General features: G+C 61.6%; 15 protein-coding genes, 1 other RNA gene and 1 riboswitch. Of the genes, 7 read left to right on the top strand and 9 right to left on the bottom strand.

Translation table 11 applies throughout. The annotated features are described in order from the left end of the window. Positions 1-242 precede the first annotated feature (242 nt). Positions 243-596, bottom strand: an RNA gene (gene rnpB / locus J1G34_RS04850) — RNase P RNA component class A. 96 nt (positions 597-692) lie between these two features. After that, positions 693-1,598 (bottom strand): 16S rRNA (cytidine(1402)-2'-O)-methyltransferase, encoded by a 906-nt coding sequence (gene rsmI, locus J1G34_RS04845; RefSeq protein ID WP_163001701.1) that lies wholly within the window; start codon positions 1,596-1,598, stop codon positions 693-695. Positions 1,599-1,774: 176 nt separating this feature from the next. Here rsmI and J1G34_RS04840 point away from each other — a divergent pair, with 176 nt between their 5' ends. From J1G34_RS04840 to J1G34_RS04825, 4 genes are all read left to right on the top strand, one after another. Continuing rightward, positions 1,775-3,586, top strand: coding sequence for a penicillin-binding protein activator (locus J1G34_RS04840; RefSeq protein ID WP_065892621.1), 1,812 nt, complete (start codon positions 1,775-1,777; stop codon positions 3,584-3,586). Continuing rightward, a complete protein-coding gene (locus tag J1G34_RS04835) occupies positions 3,586-3,957 on the top strand; it encodes a YraN family protein (protein WP_065892622.1) in 372 nt (123 codons plus the stop codon). The genes J1G34_RS04840 and J1G34_RS04835 overlap by 1 nt, the downstream gene beginning before the upstream one ends. A 92-nt stretch (positions 3,958-4,049) precedes the next feature. Then, a complete protein-coding gene (locus J1G34_RS04830; RefSeq protein ID WP_003216190.1) occupies positions 4,050-4,643 on the top strand; it encodes a phosphoheptose isomerase in 594 nt (197 codons plus the stop codon). Then, positions 4,640-5,221: a BON domain-containing protein gene (locus J1G34_RS04825; protein WP_065885819.1), complete on the top strand. Its 582-nt coding sequence runs from the start codon at positions 4,640-4,642 to the stop codon at positions 5,219-5,221. Before J1G34_RS04830 ends, J1G34_RS04825 begins: the two co-directional genes overlap by 4 nt. An 86-nt stretch (positions 5,222-5,307) precedes the next feature. On the opposite strand, the gene J1G34_RS04820 is transcribed toward J1G34_RS04825, so the two are convergent. The 6 genes from J1G34_RS04820 to J1G34_RS04795 all read right to left on the bottom strand — a co-directional run bounded on the left by J1G34_RS04820 (position 5,308) and on the right by J1G34_RS04795 (position 15,795). Continuing rightward, a complete protein-coding gene (locus J1G34_RS04820; protein WP_065885818.1) occupies positions 5,308-6,081 on the bottom strand; it encodes an OmpA family protein in 774 nt (257 codons plus the stop codon). A gap of 203 nt (positions 6,082-6,284) precedes the next feature. After that, positions 6,285-9,014: a LuxR C-terminal-related transcriptional regulator gene (locus J1G34_RS04815; protein WP_222993450.1), complete on the bottom strand. Its 2,730-nt coding sequence runs from the start codon at positions 9,012-9,014 to the stop codon at positions 6,285-6,287. 251 nt (positions 9,015-9,265) lie between these two features. Continuing rightward, positions 9,266-10,630 carry a DUF1329 domain-containing protein gene (locus J1G34_RS04810; RefSeq protein WP_065885816.1) on the bottom strand — a complete coding sequence of 455 codons (1,365 nt, stop codon included), beginning with the start codon at positions 10,628-10,630 and terminating at the stop codon, positions 9,266-9,268. A gap of 42 nt (positions 10,631-10,672) precedes the next feature. Then, complete coding sequence (locus J1G34_RS04805; protein ID WP_065892624.1) at positions 10,673-12,532, bottom strand: DUF1302 domain-containing protein; 1,860 nt, start codon at positions 12,530-12,532, stop codon at positions 10,673-10,675. 334 nt (positions 12,533-12,866) lie between these two features. Continuing rightward, positions 12,867-14,549 (bottom strand): fatty acid--CoA ligase, encoded by a 1,683-nt coding sequence (locus tag J1G34_RS04800; protein WP_122560380.1) that lies wholly within the window; start codon positions 14,547-14,549, stop codon positions 12,867-12,869. Positions 14,550-15,162: 613 nt separating this feature from the next. Further along, positions 15,163-15,795 carry a LysE family translocator gene (locus J1G34_RS04795; protein WP_065892626.1) on the bottom strand — a complete coding sequence of 211 codons (633 nt, stop codon included), beginning with the start codon at positions 15,793-15,795 and terminating at the stop codon, positions 15,163-15,165. Between the two features lie 84 nt (positions 15,796-15,879). On the opposite strand from J1G34_RS04795, the gene J1G34_RS04790 reads away from it, so the two are divergent. The 3 genes from J1G34_RS04790 to J1G34_RS04780 all read left to right on the top strand — a co-directional run bounded on the left by J1G34_RS04790 (position 15,880) and on the right by J1G34_RS04780 (position 18,719). Continuing rightward, positions 15,880-16,845 carry a 2-hydroxyacid dehydrogenase gene (locus J1G34_RS04790; RefSeq protein WP_130138650.1) on the top strand — a complete coding sequence of 322 codons (966 nt, stop codon included), beginning with the start codon at positions 15,880-15,882 and terminating at the stop codon, positions 16,843-16,845. A gap of 30 nt (positions 16,846-16,875) precedes the next feature. After that, entirely contained in the window at positions 16,876-17,874 is a 999-nt protein-coding gene (locus J1G34_RS04785) for a class I SAM-dependent methyltransferase (protein ID WP_222993448.1), read from the top strand. 50 nt (positions 17,875-17,924) lie between these two features. Continuing rightward, positions 17,925-18,046: riboswitch (yybP-ykoY riboswitch) on the top strand. An 88-nt stretch (positions 18,047-18,134) separates the two neighbouring features. Further along, entirely contained in the window at positions 18,135-18,719 is a 585-nt protein-coding gene (locus J1G34_RS04780) for a TMEM165/GDT1 family protein (RefSeq protein WP_005784895.1), read from the top strand. 157 nt (positions 18,720-18,876) lie between these two features. On the opposite strand, the gene J1G34_RS04775 is transcribed toward J1G34_RS04780, so the two are convergent. After that, a complete protein-coding gene (locus J1G34_RS04775; protein WP_065885810.1) occupies positions 18,877-19,695 on the bottom strand; it encodes a M48 family metallopeptidase in 819 nt (272 codons plus the stop codon). Between the last annotated feature and the right edge of the window lie 116 nt (positions 19,696-19,811).

Raw genomic sequence — 19,811 nt, 5'->3', positions numbered from 1 at the left:
TAGAAGGAAAAGCCTTACAGAACGGAGATTTACGAGCGTAAAGAGAGGAGAAACCCGACTTCAGCGTTGTTTTTGACTCAACAAGCGCAGCCAACTCAAAGAGCTGAGGCTCAAAGTTAAAGTAATTTATTAAGAGTAAGATTTTTTTGGTATTACGAAGACGCATCTGCCAATGATTTGGCAGGGAGGGATTCTTGCGTTACTACCGGTTTCCACCCGAGGTACGGATGGAAGGAAAAAAGGTGGAGAGTCGATCTGTAAGCCGGGTTCTGTCTTGAACAGTCATTCGTCTACGATGGCCATCACTGGACATCTTTAGCAACCTACCCGGTCCCAGCGCGGGCCACGCCTTGGGACCCTATTTGGTCTTGCTCCAAGTGGGGTTTACCTAGCCACGAACTGTTGCCAGTCGTGCGGTGCGCTCTTACCGCACCTTTTCACCCTTACCGGCACCGAAGTGCTTAGGCGGTTATTTTCTGTGGCACTTTCCGTAGGCTCACGCCTCCCAGGCATTACCTGGCACTTCGCCCTATGGAGCCCGGACTTTCCTCCCCCCCCTAATTTTCATAGAAGGCAGCGACTGTCCAATCGACTCTCCGCCGCGCAGGTTAACGGCACGACGGCTTCAGGACAAGTATTAAAAGTGCAGCATTGCCATCACGTTCGGACGAAACACCGGCCCGGCCCCGGAACTATTCGGCTTTCTGTTTATCGAGCGCGGCTTGATACAACACATTCTTGCGCACCCCGGTAATTTCCGCCGCCAGGGCAGCGGCGCGCTTGAGCGGCATTTCCTTTAACAGCAAATCGAGGATGCGCATGGCTTCGCTACCGACTGCGTCCTCACTCTCGGGAGCCGTCCAGCCGGCCACCAGCACGACGCACTCGCCACGCTGCTGATTGCTGTCGCCTTCGACAAACCCGCGCAGCTCTTCCAGGGGCAGGCCCTTGAGGGTCTCGAAGGTCTTGGTCAACTCACGCGCCAGCAGCGCCAGGCGCTCGCCGCCGAACACCAGCTCCATATCCTGCAGGCATTCCAGGATGCGGTGCGGGGCTTCGTAGAAAATCAGGGTGCGCGGCTCTTCCTTCAACGCCTGGAGACGGGCGCGACGCCCTACGGTCTTGGCGGGCAGGAAGCCTTCGAAGATAAAACGGTCCGACGGCAAGCCGGCTGCAGATAATGCAGCAATCAGCGCGCACGCTCCCGGAACAGGCACTACATTGATACCTGCGGCGCGCGCCTGGCGGACCAGATGGTACCCGGGGTCGGAAATCAGCGGCGTGCCCGCATCGGAGATCAGCGCAACATCATCACCCGCCAGCAAACGGGTGATAAAACGGCTGCCCTCCTCGCGCTCGTTGTGTTCATGGCACGCCGCCAGTGGCGTGCTGATACCAAAATGCTGCATCAACCGTTGGGAGTGCCGCGTGTCTTCCGCCGCGATCAATTTGACCTCGCGCAACACCTTCAATGCCCGCGCACTGATGTCGTCCAGGTTGCCAATCGGCGTCGCCACGACAAAAAGCGAGCCTGCAGTGGAATTCAAAGGACCTGGAGCAGTCAAAACGCACACCTCGATGATTGGCAAAAGCCACATTGTAGCGCGTCGACGCGCTGAAAATATGCCGTCACGGCGGATGTCGTTTCAGCCATTGTTAGCAACCGGCAACAATTGCACGACCTAAATCCACGGTTTCACGCCACGAACATCGCGCCTGAGCCAGTGCTTGGGTACACTTCCACGCTAATTTGATCGGTATCAGGAACACTTACATGATCGCTTGCCTGCGGCTGCTCTCCGCCCTCTGCCTCGCTGCCTTGCTGGCCGCTTGCGCCAGCTCGCCCTCGTCGAGTCTTGGCGACCTTCCACGCACCCCGGATGCCAGTATCGAGCAATTGCTTGAACAGGCCACGGCCGCCAGCACGCCGGAAAAGGCCGCATTGCTGCGCCTGAGTGCGGCTGACCTGGCCTACCGGCAGAACAATGCTGGCCGTTCCTCGCAGATCCTGGCCCAGGTGCCCCTGAATGTGCTGAAGCCAGCCGGGCAGATATTTGCCAGCACCCTGGCAGCGGAACTGGCGATGACCCGCAACCAGCCCAAGGCTGCCTTGACGGCGTTGGACCATCCCAGCCTGCAAAGCCTGAAGGAGCTGCCGGCCGATCAGCAGGTCCGCACCGGCACCGTGCATGCCCGCGCCTATGAAGCCGACGGCCAGACCCTGGCTGCGGCGCGCGAGCGTGTCGCCATGGCGCCTCTGCTCAGCGGCGACGCGGCCAACAACAATCACGAAGCGATCTGGGCGCTGATTGCCGCACTGCCGTCCGAGCAGTTGCAAGCGACCGGCAACCCGACGCTGGACGGCTGGATCACCCTGGCCCAGGCGGTCAAGGGCGCCGGCACACTGGAACAACAGCAAACCGCCATCGACACCTGGCGTGCGCGCAACCCGGGCCATCCGGCGGCGGTGCAATTGCCGACGCCGCTGACCAAACTCAAGGAACTGGCCAGCCAGCCGCTCAACAAGATCGCCCTGTTGCTGCCGCAGGAAGGCGCCCTGGCGGCCGTCGGCAAGGCGTTGCGTGAAGGCTTCATGGCCGCGCACTACCAGGCCGAACAGGCCGGGCAGAAACCGCCCGTGATTGAGTTTTACGACAGCTCGCGCCTGACCTCCATCGACGACTTCTACGCCAAGGCCCAGGCCGCCGGCGTGCAACTGGTGGTCGGCCCACTGGAAAAGCCGCTGGTCAAACAGCTCAGTGCTCGCCCGCAACTCCCCATCACCACCCTGGCGCTGAACTACAGCGAAACCGATCAAGGCCCGGCGCAACTGTTCCAGTTCGGCCTGGCCGCTGAAGACGAAGCCCGTGAAGTGTCGCGCCGCGCCCGGGCCGACGGCCTGCACCGCGCCGCCGCCATGGTGCCCCGTGGCGAATGGGGCGAGCGTGTGTACAAAGCGTTCCGTCAGGATTGGGAAGCCAACGGCGGCACCGTCATGGGCGTCGAGTACGTCGATCAGCCGGTGGCTTTGGCCCAGCAGATCGCTGACCTGTTCCAGCTGCGCAAGAGCGAAGGCCGCGCCAAGAGCCTGCAAAGCACCGTCGGTACTGACGTTGCCGCCCAGCCGTCGCGTCGCCAGGACATCGAGTTCATCTTCCTGGCCGTGACCCCGCAACTGGCCCAGCAGATCAAGCCGACCCTGAACTTCCAATACGCCGGTGATGTGCCTGTCTACGCGACTTCCCACGTATTCAGCGCCAGCGGCGACCGCAACCAGTACCTGGACATGACCAACGTGATGTTCTGCGAAACCCCTTGGTTGCTCAACACCACCGACCCGCTGCGCAACCAGGTTGCCGCACAATGGCCGCAAGCCAATGGCAGCCTGGGCCGGCTCTACGCGATGGGCGTCGATGCCTATCGCCTGGCGCCACGCCTGGGCCAGCTCAAGGCGCTGCCGGACACCCGGGTCGACGGTCTCTCCGGTAACCTGGGCATCGGCGCCAACCAGCGCGTTGACCGCCAGATGCCTTGGGCGAAGTTTGTCGGCGGCGAAATCCAACGCCTGCCGGACACCCCGCGCTGATGCCCGAGCGGTCCAGCGCACAAAGCGGCAAGGATGCCGAACACCAAGCATTGAGCTACCTGCAGCAACAGGGTCTGCGTCTTCTGGCGCAGAACTGGTTATGTAAACGCGGTGAGCTTGATCTGGTCATGCTTGACGGCGATACAGTAGTATTCGTCGAAGTCCGCTACAGAAAACACGCACAATGGGGTGGCGCGCTCGCCAGTATCGATGGGCGCAAGCGTCAGAAGCTGATACTCGCCGCGCAGTTTTTCCTGTTAAAAGAGCATCGCTGGGCCAATTCCCCCTGCCGTTTCGATGTGGTTGCCATAGAAAGCACACCGTCGGGCCCTGCTGATCTGAACTGGCTCAAAGATGCCTTCGACAGCTGACTCACCCGGCACCTTCACCACACACTTTTGCTCTTTGCTTTGCGGGCTGCACATTTCCGTGTCAAACAGCCGCGCTAATTAAGGTCACACAGATGGACATGCAATCCCGAATTCGCCAGCTTTTCCAGGCCAGCATCGACACCAAGCAACAGGCGATGGACGTACTTGCACCGCACATCGAGCAAGCCAGTCAGGTCATGGTCAATGCCTTGCTCAACGAAGGCAAAATGCTTTCGTGCGGTAACGGCGGCTCGGCCGGTGACGCCCAGCATTTTTCCTCCGAGCTGCTCAACCGCTTCGAGCGCGAGCGCCCGAGCCTGCCGGCGATCGCCCTGACCACCGACACGTCGACGATCACCTCGATCGCCAACGACTACAGCTACAACGAAATCTTCTCCAAACAGATCCGCGCCCTCGGCCAGCCGGGCGATGTGTTGCTGGCGATTTCCACCAGCGGCAACTCGGCGAACATCATTCAAGCGATCCAGGCCGCACATGATCGCGAAATGATTGTCGTAGCCTTGACCGGGCGCGACGGCGGCGGCATGGCCTCATTGCTGCTGCCTGAGGACGTGGAGATTCGCGTCCCGGCCAATGTCACTGCACGCATTCAAGAAGTCCACCTGCTGGCGATCCACTGCCTGTGCGATCTGATCGACAGCCAACTGTTCGGGAGTGAAGAATGACCGTTAACCGCCTTAGCCTTTTGGCCATCACGCTGTGCCTTGCCATCAGCGGTTGCAGCACGGCAATCACCGCAACACGGGACACCCCCATCCAGGACGACCGGGGCACACGCACATTCGGCAGCACCATCGATGACTCGCTGATCGAAACCAAGGTCAAGGTCAACGTCGCCAAAGCGGCCACGGACCTGGGTAATGGCGCATCGCGCATCGTCGTGACCAGCTTCAACGGCGTCGTGCTGCTGGCCGGCCAGACTCCGCGCGAAGAGCTCAAGGCCCAGGCCGAACAGGCTGCCTCGACGGTGCAGCGGGTCAAGAAGGTGCACAACGAACTGCAGGTCATGGACCCGATCACCCTGCTGGCGATCAGCAACGATGCGTTGCTGACCACCAAGATCAAAGCGCAGATGCTTACCGACAGCGCCGTGCCGGGCTCGCGCATCAAGATCGTCACCGACAACGGCATCGTCTACATGATGGGCCTGCTGACCCAGGCTGAAGCCACTCGCGCGGCCAATCTGGTACAGGGCGTGTCGGGTGTGCAGAAAATCGTGAAGGTGTTCGAATACATCGACTGATGTAACCGTCAGTGCCCAGGTGATCGTCAGCCATGAAAAAGGGCGCCGTGCATTGACTGCACGGCGCCCTTTTTTGTATCGGTTGTTTACTGGTATTGCGAGTACGGGTTGCCCTGGAACTGGTTGTTCTGCTGCGGCGCCTGTTGCTGGGCGCCCGGCTGGCCGTACTGCTGGCCCGGGATCGGACCAAGGTTCACTTCTACACGACGGTTCTGGGCACGACCATTGACGTCGGCGTTACTGGCAATCGGATTATCCGGGCCGGCACCGCGTGCGCTCAGGTTGGCGGCACTGACGCCTTGGGAAGTCAGGTAGTTGGCCACGCTCTGCGCACGGCGCTGGGACAGGTCCATATTCAACTGGCGACTGCCGGTGCTGTCGGTGTAGCCAACGATCTGGATGGTGTTCTGGTTGAACTGCTTGAGGGAGTTGGCCAGGTTGTTCAGCGGCTGGTAGAAGCTGCTGGCGATAGCGTCGGAGTTGGTGGCGAAGGTGATATTGCCGGGCATGATCAACTTGATCTGGTCACCCTGGCGTTGCACTTCAACGCCGGTATTGGCCATGCTTTCGCGCAGTTTTTTCTCTTGCTGGTCGGCGTAGTAGCCATAGCCTGCAGCGCCGGCGCCCGCGACCACTGCGCCAATCAGCGCGCCCTTGCCACGGTTGTTATGGTCGATGGCCGCACCGGCCAATGCCCCGGCCAGCGCGCCGAGGCCGCCGTACTTGGCGGTCTTGCTCATGCCGCTCTCGGAACCATTGCCGGCCTGTCCCTGGCTGCCATCATAAGGATTAGGTGAAGCGCAGCCGGATAAAAGGGCTACGGCGGTAGCAACAACAAGCAGACGACGCGGAGTGAACATGAAGGAAGCTCCTACTTTTTGCATTCGGTGATGCAGAGGACGTGGGCAACGGGCCTGTGCCGGGTTTGGAACACGACAAGCGGTAAAAATTCCGTGAGCGAGGCGCAAACCGGAGCCAGGCCATGGATCATTCAGGTTCGGGAGGTACGTGGTCCCGACAGCGGTGGGTCGTTTAATTAAACGATGCACAATGCGCAGCGCCATCAGCCCAACAGCCCCATCGACTTGGCCCGCGCCACCGCCTGGGTACGGCGCTCCACGCCGAGCTTGCTGTTGATATGGCTGGCGTGGGTTTTCACGGTGTGCAGGGAAATGAACAGCTGGTTGCTGATCTCCTGGTTGGAACAGCCCTGGGCGATCAGTTGCAGTACCGCCAGCTCACGTGTGCTCAGGGTTTCATGATGAGGCGCGCTTTCAACACAGGTGACTGCCGGTAGCAACGCCAGCAAGGCCTGGTTCAGCAGAACGTGTGGATGCTTGCCCAACTGCTCGCGCATCCACTGCGGGTATTGCTCCAGCAACCGCTGGAACGGTTGCAGTGCGCCCCCGGTGCCGGCTTCGAGGGCGCGGGCCAGCACCAACCCGGCCCTGGTTTGCTGACCACACGCCAGCAACAAATGCGCCTGCTGGGCCAGGGCGATCAGGGCGATTATCTGGCGACCGCTGTTGAGCGCCTGTTGCGCCACGTCCTCAAGCCGTTGCAGCGCCTTGTCGGGCTGTTGGCGAATGGCATCCAGCGCGGCCTGTTGCAGCTCCACATGTTGCGGCAAGTGCGGGTGAAACTCCGGTGCGGCGGCGGCCTGCTCACCGGTGTAGGTCTGTCCCAGCCGGGCCAGCCAGGCCTCGGCCAGGTCGGTACGGCCCTGGGCCAGCCACAGCTCGCATTTGATCAGGGTGATCATCGCCAGGTAGTAGATCGGCGGCACGTCCCAGATGTGCATCAGGCGTTCAGCCTCGGCCAGTTCGGCAAAGGCCGTGGAAAAATCGCCACGCCGGCCTTCGAAGCTGGCGATCACACAATGTCCGATCAGCACGCTGATATCCCGGCAGGCGCGGGCTTCAGTCAGGCCGGCGCGCAACCGCGCAAGGCCGGCTTCGGGCTGGTAACGCAGCAGCAACAGGAAACCTTCATAGAGCGACAACCGCGCGCGCACGGCATACAGCCGCTGAGCCGCCAGCCCGTGCAGGCGCTGCAGGCCCTGGCGCACTTCGTCCAGGGCACGCAGGACCTCGCCGCGCGCCTGCAGCACCCGGGCGCGGTCGTAATGGGCCAGGGCTTCAAACAGCGGGTTACCGACACGCTGCGCCAATTCAAGGGACTCACGATTCAGGCCACGGGCACGCCAGAGATCGGCATCGACGATCGCCAGGTTGGACAAGGTCGACAGGCACATCAGGCGCTGGCCATAACGCTTGTGGGGCAGGCTTTCCAGGGCTTCGCTGCAATAGCGCTGGGTCAATTCACGGTCCCCTCGCCCGCGGGCGATGATCCCGCTCAGTGCCAGCCATTGGGCCAGCATGGATTTCTGCGCGGTGGCCGACGGCGCCGGCAGGAAACGACTGAGGTAGCTGGATAATTCCTGCGCCGCGTCCAACTGGCACGCCAACCCCAGCGCCCAACTGTAGAGCACGATCAAGCGCGGCGTGCTGATCAACAGGCTGTCGGGCAAGTCCATTTTCCAGCGCAGCAACATGCCGATATTCTGTTCCGCCAGCAGTTGCTCCTCGGACAGGTTCTGCACCAGGTTCGCCGCCACATCCAGATGACCGGCCCGCAGCGCCTGCTCCACCGCCTCATCGATCAGCCCCTGGGCGTTGAACCAGCGACAGGCCCGCAGGTGCAGACTGGCCAGGGGCAAGGTGGCGCTCTTCTCGCGGCGCGCGCGCAGCAGGTCGGAAAACAAATGGTGGTAACGGTACCAGTGGCCCTGTTCATCCAACGGCACCAGAAATACCTGGTGGGCCTGCAGGTAGCGCAGGATTTCCGGGCTGTCATGGGCCTCGCGGATCGCGTCGCACAGCTCGCTGCAGAAACGCTCCTGGGACGCGGTGTCATACAGAAACGCCTGCACCTGCGCAGGCAGGCAGTCGATGACCTCTTCCAGCAAATAATCGCGAATCAGTCCTTCGCCGCCGTTCAGGCCCTGGGGCAAGGCACCGTCGCTGCCGGCTTCGGAGGCCGCCAGCAGCCAGAAGCGCAGGCCGGCGACCCAGCCCTCACTGCGTCGGATCAGGTTCTCCAGGGCCTCACCGCGCAGCGAACTGCTGTGCCGGTGCAGCACGGCCAGGGATTCGTCATGGGTCAGGCGCAGGTCCTGCTCATGCAGTTCCAGCAGGTGCCGCGACAGGCGCAGGCGCGCCAGGTGCCAGTCCGGACGCTGGCGGCTGGTAACCAGCATCACCAGGCCATCGGGCAAATGATTGAGGAAAAATTGCAGGCAACGGTCCAGCACCGGCCCCTGGGCCAAATGGTAGTCATCGAGCACCAGCAGCAGCGGCGCGTGGACAGACAAATGCACCGTCAGCTCATCGAGCAGGCCATCGAGCCATTCTTCAAAGGCGAAGGGTTGGTGACGCTGACGCATTTTCAGCAAGCCCAGGGACTGGGCACCCAGTTGCGGGAAATACGCGCGCAAGCCTTCGAGCAGGCGCTCGAGAAAACGGCCAGGGTCGTTGTCCCGTGGGCTCAGGCCCAGCCACAGGTTTTGCCAGTGGGCCGGCAGGCTCTGGCAGAACTCGACCGCCAGGGAACTCTTGCCGAACCCCGCCGGCGCGCTGACCAGCAACAGCCGCCCCTCAAGGCCGGCGCCCAGGCGTTCGCACAGGCGTGGGCGCAGCACGTAACCGTCGGGCAACGGCGGCCTGTAGAAACGGCCTTCCAGGCTCGGAATTACCGCGCCGGCAGGCCCCTGGATTCGGGACAGATCAGTCATCGCCGGGCTCTTGTAGAAGGCTGTTGTCGGCATTGCAGATGTCCGCAGACTAGCGGTAAAAGCGGCGGGATTGTAGATCTTTGCAACAAATGTCTGAAAAAGAACTGCGACAAAAAATATCCCTACAGACACCCCAAACAAAATGTGGGAGGGAGCTTGCTCCCGATGGCGGTGGGTCAGTCAATACATGCATCGACTGTCGCGCCGCTATCGGGGGCAAGCCCCCTCCCACATTTGAGGATCAGCGCAGGTTAGCGAACGCCGTCCTGGCGCAGGGCTGCCGGGGTGAAGTCGCTGGTGGTGGCGGTGAAGCCGAAGTCATACGCCTGCTTCTCTTCGTTCTTCATGCCCAGGGCCAGGTAGCGGCCCGATTGCAGGTCGTAGAGGGTTTCCAGGGCATACCACGGCACTTGCTTGTCGTAGTAGTTCTCGGCATGGGCTTCGGCGACGCGCCACAGTTGGCCACGGCCGTCGTAATGGTCGATCACCGCAGCTTGCCAGGTGTCCTCGTCGATGTAGAAGTCACGTTTGGCATAGATGTGGCGCTGGCCTTCCTTCAAGGTCGCGACCACATGCCAGACACGGCGCAGCTCGTAGCGCGTCAGGTCCTGGTTGATGTGGCCGGCCTTGATGATGTCGGCGTATTTCAACTTCGGATCGTCGATCTTGTAGCTGTTGGCGGCGATGTAGATTTCCTTCTTGCCTTCCAGTTTCCAGTCGTAGCGGTCCGGCGCGCCGTTGTACATGTCGAGGTTGTCGGAGGTGCGCAGGCCATCGGCGGCCGTGCCCGGCCCGTCATAGGACACCTGCGGCGCCCGGCGCACGCGGCGTTGCCCGGCGTTGTAGACCCACGCCGAACGCGGTTCCTTGACCTGGTCCAGGGTCTCGTGCACCAGCAGCACACCACCGGCCAGACGCGCCGGCGCGGTGACTTGCTGCTTGAAGTAGAACAGTACGTTGCCGGGGTTTTTCGGGTCGAAGTCCTTCATTTTGTCGCGGAACACGAATTGGTCGCGGAAGTACACCAGGCTGTAGGAACCGTTGGTTTGCGGGGTGGCCTGGGTCACCAGGCGCGTGACGCTACCGCCGCGATAACGGGTGATGTGGTTCCAGATCACCTCGACGCCGCTTTTCGGAATCGGGAACGGCACCGCCGTCTCGAAGTTTTCCAGGCCGTTGCCGCCGGACACCAGGTTGGTCGTGGTGGCGTTTTTCTTGATGGAGGCGAACACGTCAGCCGGCACCGTGGCGCCGCGATGGGTCGGGTACACCGGCATCTTGAAGCTGTCCGGGTAACGCTTGAACATCGCGTACTGCCCGGGGGCCAGTTTGTCTTTGTATTGCTCGACGTTCTGCGCGGTGATGGTGAACTGCGGTTGTTCGCTGGCGTACGGGTTGGCCAGGAAACCCTTGGCATCCACCGCTCCTGCGTTCACCGGCATCGGCGACCATTTGGGGATGGTACCGGCTGCGTTCCCGGCCATTTCGGCGCCCATCGGGGTCAGGCTGGTGCCCAGCTTGGCGGCTTCATCCGCCGACACCGCCGCCATGACGTTGCTCGCCAGGATCGACAGCCCAAGCACACCCACGTGCAACAGACTTTTAGTTATTTTCATGTTCTGGACTTCCTGAATACATACCACTTGAAAAGAGTGTGCTTAGAAGTTGGCGCCGAAGCTCAGGGCGACGAAATCGCGGTCATTCACCGTGCTGAACTTGCCACCAAAGAAGTTGGTGTAGGCCAGGCTGGCGGTGTAGGTGTTCTGGTATTCGGCATCCAGGCCCAGGCTGACCGCCTTGCGCCCCTCTTCGAAGTTGCCGCCGGGGCCTGGCGAGTAACCTTTGACGTCATGGGACCAGGCCACGTTGGGCTTGAGGTTGACGCCGGCGAACACGTCCGGGTATTCCCAGATGGCACGGGCGCGGTAGCCCCAGGACGTTGCGGTGGTGTAGCCGTCGTTGTTGCAGTTGGTGTTCAGGCCGGCTGCGTTGGGCAGGCCCGCACCGGTTGCGGTTGAATTGTTGAGGGCGTTGCAGAACCCACCTGGCAAGCTGCCAGGGCCAAAGACCGGGTCGCGGCCATAGCGGGCCTGGGATTTGCTTTCCAGGCCACCCACATGGGTCACGCCGATTTCACCGACAGTGGTCAGGCGGCTGGCGCCCATCACCTGGTCGAAGAAGTGCGTGAAGGTGGTCTGGAACTGGGTCACTTCCTTGCGGTTGTAACCGTGCAGGTCCTGGCCCGGCGTGCCCTTGAGCACGGACGCATTGCCAAAGCCCGGGATCGGCGTGACACCGGCGAACAGAATGTCGGTGGTGCTCAACTGCACCGGCGCATTCGGCCGGTAGCTCAACTCACCGCTCCACGCGGTGCCGGTGGGCAATGTGGTGGAGAAACTCAGACCGTAGAGGCGGATATCTTCCGGATACTCGACGAAGTAGTTCGAACTGCCCGCCACGATCAGCGGACGCAATGCCCCCAGCGGGCCCAGCGGACGGGTGTAGGCTGCCGATGGCGCGCCCTGTGCGCTGAAGATCGGCGCACGGCTGTGGTAGTTCATGAAGTAGGCGCCGAATTCGGTATCCAGCGGCTCGAAGTTATAGTGCATGGCCACGCCGAACTGGCCGCTGTCGCGGGCATCACGGTCCGGGCCACGGCGCACGAGTACGCCTTCGCTGTTGACGTCCACACCCAGCGCACCCAGGGTCGGCAGCGCTGCGGCAGGGATGGTCGAGCGCTTGTTCAGTACCCGCAGGTTGTTGCTGCAGCCGTCGGAAATCACGTCCGGCTGCGAGAAGAAGGTGCCGCAGTTGTCGGTGACGGTCTGGTCCCATTCCAACTGGTAAAACGCCTCGGCCGACAAGTTATCGGTCAGCGTCTGCGACACGTAGAACATGTTGACCGGAATCAGGCCTTCCTTGATCTCGGCCCCCGGACGACGAAACGCCGACACGTCGATCGGGTTGATCGAGTTGATACCGCCGCCAATGAAGGTACTCTCGCCCCAGCTCACGACCTGCTTGCCGAAACGCACGGAACCCGGCGCGTCGGCGATCGAATAGTTGTGGTAGACGAACGCATCGAGGATCTGCCCGCCGGAAGACTTGGCGCCTTCCTTGCGGTTGTTGTCGCTGATGTCCTTGAACGGACGGCTTTCGTCCTTGAGTTCAAAGTCGTACCAGTACTTGCCACGCACAAACACACCGGTGTCGCCGTACTTCAGTTCCAGGTCGTGGATGCCCTTGAAGATCTTCGAAAAGGTTTCTCCGCGCTTGAAGTTCAGGTGGCCGTCATCGGAGGTCTGGGACAGGCCCCTGCCGCCGTTGTTGGCGCCGATCAGGTCGCGATTGGCCTTGGACGTGCTCCAACTGGCGCCTACCGACAGGGATGAGTCAAAACTCCCTTCGATTTCACCAATGTTGAAACTGACGCCGAATGCGGGCCCGGCGAGCGTAGAAGCGAGACTGACGGCCAGGGGCAGACGTGCCCGGCGCCAGAACTGGTTTACTGAGGTCATCGACGCTACTCCATGTGCATTTTATTGTTATGGCAGTGAGCTCTTTCGGAAGATGCATGTAACGGCCGGGATACAACGATTCCAATGCCGAGCGACAACCGGGCCACCTTCACCCGAAGCGCAACATCCGCGAAAAACTCTGGAAGGGACTATAGCCAGCAGGGGGTAGTGCTTGATCCCTCTAAAGTGTGATTTGCATCACCAACCCGTCTGCCCCGACCCTTTCGCCACGCCGACGAAGGTCGACGCGGCAAGGATGGCTGAAATTCCACAAATCACAAGTAAAGGCCTGAGATAGAGCATTGCCGCCCCCGAACGGGGACGGCAAGCGGCGTCAGAGGGTCGACAGGAACGTGCTGTTGTTGGCCTGCCATTCGATGATGTCGATACGGATACGTTTTTTGTCGAGCTTGCCGACGCTGGTCTTGGGAATTTCAGTAACAACGGCGATCTGGCTCGGAATCGCCCACTTGCTCAAGTGGCCCAATTCAACGAACGGTTTGAGGTGTTCCTTGAGCTCACGAGCCCCTATCACATGGCCATCACGCAACACCAACAGGGCAAACGGGCGCTCGCCCCACTGCGGGTCGGCCATCCCCACCACCGCTACTTCGCGTACCGCCGGGTGGCGGCTGACCAGGTCTTCCAGGGCCAGGGACGAGACCCACTCGCCACCGGTCTTGATCACATCCTTGATGCGGTCACGGATATCGATCACGCCGAACGCATCCAGGGTGGCGACATCACCGGTGTGCATCCAGCCACCGGCCCACAGCTCGGCGCCCTTTTGCGGCTCGTTGTAATAGCCCTCGGTGAGCCAGGGTGCGCGCAGTACCAGCTCGCCCTGGGATTCGCCGTCGGCAGGCAAGAAGTTGCCATCGGTGTCCATGATCGCCGCCTCCACCAGCGGCCCGGGCACACCCGCCTTGATCCGATAGGTGGTGCGTTCGTCTTCGCTGCCGGCCATCAGCTCGTCATTGAGATGAGCACAGGACACCAGCGGCCCGGTCTCGGACATGCCGTACGCAGCCGTCAACTGGATGCCGCGGGCCTTGGCGGCTTCGTACAGCGAACGGTTGAGGGCGCTGCCGCCGATGACGATTTTCCAACCGCCGAAATCCACGTCCTGAGCGGCCTTGGCATTGAGCACCATTTGCAGGATGGTCGGCACACAATGGGAGAAGGTGACCTTTTCCTTGCGCCATAGCTCCACCAGGTATTCGGGGTCGTAGCGGCCGGGGTAGACCTGCTTCAAACCTAGCATGGTCGCCACGTAAGGCAGGCCCCAGGCGTGCACGTGGAACATCGGTGTGATGGGCATGTACACGTCGTTGGTGCCGAGCAAACGCACACTGTCGACACTGCCCATGATGGTCGCCACGCCGATGGTGTGCAGCACCAGTTGGCGATGGGTGAAATACACGCCCTTGGGGTTGCCGGTGGTGCCGGTGGTGTAGAAGGTGGTGGCCACGGAATTCTCGTCGAAATCCTCGAAGTGGTACGTCGGGCTCGCCGCCGCCAGCAGGGTTTCGTACTCGCCCACCAGGTTGGGCAGGTCGGCCGTCTTGCTGTCGCCGTCGGTGATCAGCACGGTCTTGTCGACGCTGGTGAGCTGCCCGGCGATCGCCTGGTAAAGCCCCACGAACTCGCTGTTGACCAGCACAAAGCGGTCGTTGGCGTGGTTCATGGTGTAGAGGATCTGTTCCGGCGACAGGCGCACGTTGATGGTGTGGATCACCGCGCCGATCATCGGGATGGCGAACATGCACTCCAGGTAACGGTGGCTGTCCCAGTCCATCACCGCCACCGTATCACCGGCCTTGACCCCCGCTTCGGTCAGCACATTGGCCAGGCGCGCGACGCGCTCGATCAGCGTCGGGTAGGTGTAGCGCAGTTTGTCGCGGTAGATGATTTCCCGGGTTTTCTCGTAACGCGCCCCGGACATCAACAGGCGTTTGATCAACAGCGGGTATTGGTAAGCGCCTTCGGCGGGTGGGATAACACGGGTCTGCAACATACGACTCCCTTTTATGACTGCGCGGTCTTGGCGTGAAGACCTGCACTGTAGAGAGGTTATGTTGCAGCTAAATCAGCCAAAGGAATGATTTGCAGGGTCCGATAAATGCTAGCTTTTAGCCATGATCTCGGACGCATACAGATCCAATGTGGGAGGGGGCTTGCCCCCGATGGCGGCCTCAGAGCCGACCAGGATGTTGGATTGGACCGAGTACATATCCGTTTCTGCGGTAACGGCTGCTTAGGGTTCCGCCCTGACGGCGGGTCACTTTGGAAAAGCCCCAAAGTAACCAAAGGGCTCTTGCCCCACCACTCGGCACCTCGCCTAGGCTCGGTGTGCCCTCTCTCCGGCTTGAATCCGTGGGCCGCCGCCACGCGCCATCCATGGCGCGGGGCGGCTAACCCGGCGTCCTGCCGGGTTGCCCACGGATTCAAGCCTGCGTTCGGCCAGCGTGGTTTAACGGGGCGCCTGAGATCAAAAGCAGATCAAGATCAAGAGCGGCTCGCTTCGCATCGTGGTTGCGGTTGGGTGCTACGCAGGTGTGTCGATACCTATGGCTATCGGGGGCAAGCCCCCTCCCACATTTTTTACCGTGCCCGCTCAAGGGCAGCGATTACTTCATGCTCGTGAACGCCAACTTCACCCCAATCGCAATCAACACCGCGCCCATGGTGCGATCGAACCAATGCCCCATCTTCGCAAACCCGGCGCGCACGCGCTGCTGGCTGAACAGCATGGCCACCAGGCAAAACCACAGCGCTGTCGCCACCGCGAGGTACACGCCATAACCGGCCTGCACCGCCAGCGGTGTGTGCGGGTTGATCACCACGGTGAACAGCGAGAGGAAAAACAGCGTGGCCTTGGGATTCAAACCGTTGGTCACAAAACCTGCGGTAAACGCGCCACGCGGGGTGCGCTCGCCCACCTCGCGATGCAGCTCGCCTTCCACCGGTGGCTTGGCCGGTTGCGCGCGCAGCGCCTTGAAGCCGATATACAGCAGGTACGCCGCCGCCGCCCATTTCAATGCATTGAACAGCACGATGGACTGGGACACGATCAAGCCGATGCCCAGCAACGAGTAACCAACGTGGAGGAAAATCGCCGAACCGACGCCCAGCGCAGTCCATGTGCCGGCGCGACGGCCATGGGTCACGCTTTCACGCACCACCACGGCGAAGTCAGGCCCGGGGCTGGCGACCGCCAACAAGTGAATCAAAGCTACGGTCAAAAACTCGGCGACGTACATACTCACTCCATTAAGTAACGGATTATTTCATCTGATAGGCTCAGCAGATTACGCCTTCGAACTCCGCCGCAAAAGGTACAGTTGATGATGAACAAGCGCCGCGCCGTTTTCCTCGATCACCCCTCCCTGGACCTCGGCGACCTCGACCTCAGCGGATTGCGTGACTGCTTCAGCGAGCTGCAGCTGTGCGAGCAGACCACGCCGCAGAATGTGCGCGAACGCTTGCAGGGTGCTCAAGTCGCCATCACTAACAAAGTCCCGCTCAGCGCCGAGATCCTGGCGGCCTGCCCCGACCTCAAGCTGATCCTGGTGTCGGCCACCGGCACCAATAACATCGACCTTGAAGCCGCCCGCGCCCAGGGCATCACCGTGAGCAACTGCCAGGGCTACGGCACGCCGTCGGTGGCCCAGCACACGATCATGCTGCTGCTCAACCTGGCCACGCGCTTGAAGGACTATCAGCGCGATGTGGCAGCCGGCAAATGGCAGCAGGCCAGGCAGTTCTGCCTGCTGGACTACCCGATTGTCGAGCTGGAAGGCAAGACGCTGGGCCTGCTCGGCCATGGCGAACTGGGCAGTGCCGTGGCACGTCTGGCCGAAGCCTTTGGCATGCGCGTGGTGCTGGGCGCGATTCCCGGGCGCCCTGCCCGCGCCGACCGCATGCCGCTGGATGAACTGCTGGGGCAGGTGGACGCGCTGACCTTGCACTGCCCGCTCAACGAGCACACCCGCGATTTTATCGGGGCTCGCGAACTGGCCTTGCTCAAGCCCGGCGCCTTTATCGTCAACACCGCACGCGGCGGCTTGATCAACGAACAGGCCCTGGCGGATGCATTGCGCAACGGCCACCTGGGTGGTGCGGCCACCGATGTGTTGAGTGTCGAGCCTCCGGTAAACGGCAACCCGCTGCTGGCCGGTGATATTCCTCGGCTGATCGTCACGCCCCATAATGCCTGGGGCAGCCGTGAAGCGCGGCAGCGGATCGTCGCGCAATTGCGCGAAAACGCCTTGGGCTTTTTCAACGGTGCCCCGCTGCGCGTCGTCGCTTGATAAACTGCGCCCCTTTTCAAGGAGCAGACCATGGATCCGCGCAGTGAAGTACTGCTTCGCCAGGCCGAACTTTTTCAAGGCAACCTGCTGCTGGTCGGTTTGCCTGCCGACGATTTGCTCGGCCGCCTGCCCAACGCCCACGGCTGGAGCTGGCACGCCGGCGATCAGGCGGCGTTGGAGGCGCGTTTTCCCGAGCGCAGCCAATTCGGCGTGAAGGTGCCCGAACGCGCATTTGATGCCGCGGTGATTTTCCTGCCCAAGTCCAAGGACCTCACCGACTACCTGCTCAACGCCGTGGCCGCGCGCCTGCCCGGCGCCGAGCTGTTCCTGGTGGGCGAAAAAAAGGCCGGCATCGAAAGCGCCGCCAAGCAGATGACCCGTTTCGGCAAACCGCGCAAGCTGGATAACGCGCGGCACTGCCAGCTCTGGCAGGTCACGGTGGGCAACGCGCCGCAGGCGCCCGACCTGGATAGCCTGGCGCAGACCTTCGAGGTACCGCTGGTCGACGGGCCGCTCAAGGTGGTGAGCCTGCCGGGCGTGTTCAGCCATGGTCGCCTGGACCGGGGCACCGAGCTGTTGCTGGAACACCTCGACAAGCTGCCCAGCGGGCATTTGCTCGACTTCGGCTGCGGCGCCGGCGTATTGGGAGCAGCGGTGAAACGTCGCTACCCGCACAACACCGTGACCCTGCTTGATGTGGACGCCTTCGCCGCCGCCAGCAGCCGCCTGACCCTGGCTGCCAATGACCTGGAAGCCGAAGTACTGACCGGTGACGGCATCGACGCCGCACCGATGGGTTTGAATGCGATTTTAAGCAACCCGCCGTTCCATGTCGGGGTGCACACGGATTACTTCGCCACGGAAAACCTGCTGCGAAAAGCAGGCAAACATCTGGCAAAAGGCGGCGAACTGCGCCTGGTCGCCAACAGCTTCCTGAAATACCAGCCGCTGATCGAAGAGCATCTGGGCGTCTGCGCGATCAAGGCCGAGGGCAATGGTTTTCGCATCTACCGGGCCAAGCGCCCCTGACGAGGGTTTGAAAAAGAACGCTTGCCGAAAGGGTTTTGCCTAGGCAGAATCCGCAGCGTCCTAGGGGAGTAGTCTCCCACGAGCGCCATGCTCGTCCGGCATACGTCAACATACTTGGTCAGCAGACCATGGCGTATGCGACCCAGGAGTCCGCACAGACGGACCGGGGTCTGACAAGACCTATGACACGCACACCTTACCCGGGGCGGGAAGGCTGTACGTGTCATAGCCGTGTCGACCCGCCCCTGGAAACCTAACTGATGCTGGATTCATTGCTCGTACCTACCGCAATCGTTGCCCTGGCCGAAATCGGCGACAAGACGCAACTGCTCGCACTCATTCTCGCTGCCCGCTTTCGCAAGCCCTGGCCCATCATTGCCGGCATCGTCGCCGCGACCCTGGCCAACCATGCGGCTGCCGGTGCAGTGGGAGCCTGGTTCGGAAGTTTCTTCTCCGACGCGGTGCTGCACTGGATTCTCGCGGCGAGCTTCTGCGCCACGGCGCTGTGGACCCTGGTGCCGGACAAACTCGACGATGACGAAGCCAGCACCACGCGCAAGTTCGGGCCGTTCCTGACCACGCTGATTGCATTCTTCCTCGCGGAAATCGGTGATAAGACCCAGATCGCCACGGTGATGCTGGCGGCCCAGTATCCGGAGTTGTGGCTGGTGATTATCGGGACCACCCTAGGCATGTTGATTGCCAACGTACCGGTGGTGCTGGCGGGGAATTTTGCGGCGGAGAAGCTGCCGTTGACCTTGATTCGGCGTTTGGCGGCTACGGCGTTTTTTGTACTGGCGATTGTGGCGGTGTACAAGGCCATGCAGAGCAGTGGCTGGATCTAAGGAACCAGGGCTGTAAACCCAATCCAATGTGGGAGGGGCGGTGCGACGATTCGACTTGCTCCCGATAGCGGTGCTTCAGCTAAGCATTCCTCAGCTGACCCACCGCTATCGGGGGCAAGCCCCCTCCCACATTTGGATCTTTACCAGGCTTGGAATATCAGGATTTTTTGGCCTGTTGGTACAGCGGCATGACCTTCGGAATCGCCGCCTGCAACGAGGCAATGCGGCTGTCAGACGCCGGGTGAGTGCTCATGAACTCCGGCGGCGCGCCTTCCGAGGCCTTGGCCATCTTGTTCCACAGCGTGATGGCCGCGTTCGGGTTGTAACCGGCGCGGGCGGCCAGTTCGAGGCCGATCAGGTCGGCTTCGTTCTCATTGCTGCGGCTGTTGGGCAAGGTCATGCCATAGTTGGCCACGGTATCGGCCAGCGCCAGGCTGTCCTGGCCGAGCCCGAATATTGCACCGGCGCCCTGTTTGGCCATCTCGATGCCGTAAGCCTTGGACATGGCTTCGCGGCCGTGTTCGCGCAAGGCGTGGGCGATTTCATGGCCCATCACGGCGGCGAGTTCATCATCGGTGAGCTTGAGATTATCGATCAATGCGCTGTACACCAGGATCTTGCCACCCGGCCCGCAGTTGGCGTTCATCTCGTCGCTTTTGATCAGGTTCACTTCCCACTTCCATTGCGCCGCATCCGGGCGGAAGGTCGGTGCCTGGGCAATCAGGCGATTGGCAATGGCCTGCACACGCTTGGCGTTGGCGCTGGTCTTGTCCAGAATCCCTTTGCCACTGGCCTCACCCAGGGTCTGCTGGTAGGACTGGGCGTACATCTGGTCGACTTCCTGGCTCGACAGCATGCTGAACATGTACTGCTTGCGCTCAACCCCCACCGCGCCGCCGCTGGTAGTGTTGACCGACTGACACCCGGCCAGCAGCATCGCTGCAACCAACCCACTTACCGCCAATGACTTCTTCATGAACACGCTCCCTGGAAACATGGCGCGTATCGTAGGCGGACATTTGTATCCGCGCCAGATACATCAGACGTTTAACGGGTGTATTTCGGATCCATCCCACGTGCCGGCCGATAAGC

The organism is Pseudomonas sp. Wu6 (assembly GCF_019891515.1).
GTDB classification, from domain to species: domain Bacteria; phylum Pseudomonadota; class Gammaproteobacteria; order Pseudomonadales; family Pseudomonadaceae; genus Aquipseudomonas; species Aquipseudomonas orientalis_A.
The sequence above is the reverse complement of the archived record's forward strand: the minus strand, read 5'-3'. Positions and strand labels throughout refer to the sequence as shown.

What these genes read in the sequence shown, in the direction of transcription:
- J1G34_RS04795 (WP_065892626.1), bottom strand. Translation starts at nt 15,795, where the DNA reads ATGTACGTCGCCGAGTTTTTGACCGTAGCTTTGATTCACTTGTTGGCG.
- J1G34_RS04800 (WP_122560380.1), bottom strand. Translation starts at nt 14,549, where the DNA reads ATGTTGCAGACCCGTGTTATCCCACCCGCCGAAGGCGCTTACCAATAC.
- J1G34_RS04790 (WP_130138650.1), top strand. Translation starts at nt 15,880, where the DNA reads ATGATGAACAAGCGCCGCGCCGTTTTCCTCGATCACCCCTCCCTGGAC.
- J1G34_RS04805 (WP_065892624.1), bottom strand. Translation starts at nt 12,532, where the DNA reads ATGACCTCAGTAAACCAGTTCTGGCGCCGGGCACGTCTGCCCCTGGCC.
- J1G34_RS04815 (WP_222993450.1), bottom strand. Translation starts at nt 9,014, where the DNA reads ATGACTGATCTGTCCCGAATCCAGGGGCCTGCCGGCGCGGTAATTCCG.
- J1G34_RS04825 (WP_065885819.1), top strand. Translation starts at nt 4,640, where the DNA reads ATGACCGTTAACCGCCTTAGCCTTTTGGCCATCACGCTGTGCCTTGCC.
- J1G34_RS04830 (WP_003216190.1), top strand. Translation starts at nt 4,050, where the DNA reads ATGGACATGCAATCCCGAATTCGCCAGCTTTTCCAGGCCAGCATCGAC.
- J1G34_RS04780 (WP_005784895.1), top strand. Translation starts at nt 18,135, where the DNA reads ATGCTGGATTCATTGCTCGTACCTACCGCAATCGTTGCCCTGGCCGAA.
- J1G34_RS04810 (WP_065885816.1), bottom strand. Translation starts at nt 10,630, where the DNA reads ATGAAAATAACTAAAAGTCTGTTGCACGTGGGTGTGCTTGGGCTGTCG.
- J1G34_RS04785 (WP_222993448.1), top strand. Translation starts at nt 16,876, where the DNA reads ATGGATCCGCGCAGTGAAGTACTGCTTCGCCAGGCCGAACTTTTTCAA.
- J1G34_RS04840 (WP_065892621.1), top strand. Translation starts at nt 1,775, where the DNA reads ATGATCGCTTGCCTGCGGCTGCTCTCCGCCCTCTGCCTCGCTGCCTTG.
- J1G34_RS04775 (WP_065885810.1), bottom strand. Translation starts at nt 19,695, where the DNA reads ATGAAGAAGTCATTGGCGGTAAGTGGGTTGGTTGCAGCGATGCTGCTG.
- J1G34_RS04820 (WP_065885818.1), bottom strand. Translation starts at nt 6,081, where the DNA reads ATGTTCACTCCGCGTCGTCTGCTTGTTGTTGCTACCGCCGTAGCCCTT.
- rsmI (WP_163001701.1), bottom strand. Translation starts at nt 1,598, where the DNA reads ATGTGGCTTTTGCCAATCATCGAGGTGTGCGTTTTGACTGCTCCAGGT.
- J1G34_RS04835 (WP_065892622.1), top strand. Translation starts at nt 3,586, where the DNA reads ATGCCCGAGCGGTCCAGCGCACAAAGCGGCAAGGATGCCGAACACCAA.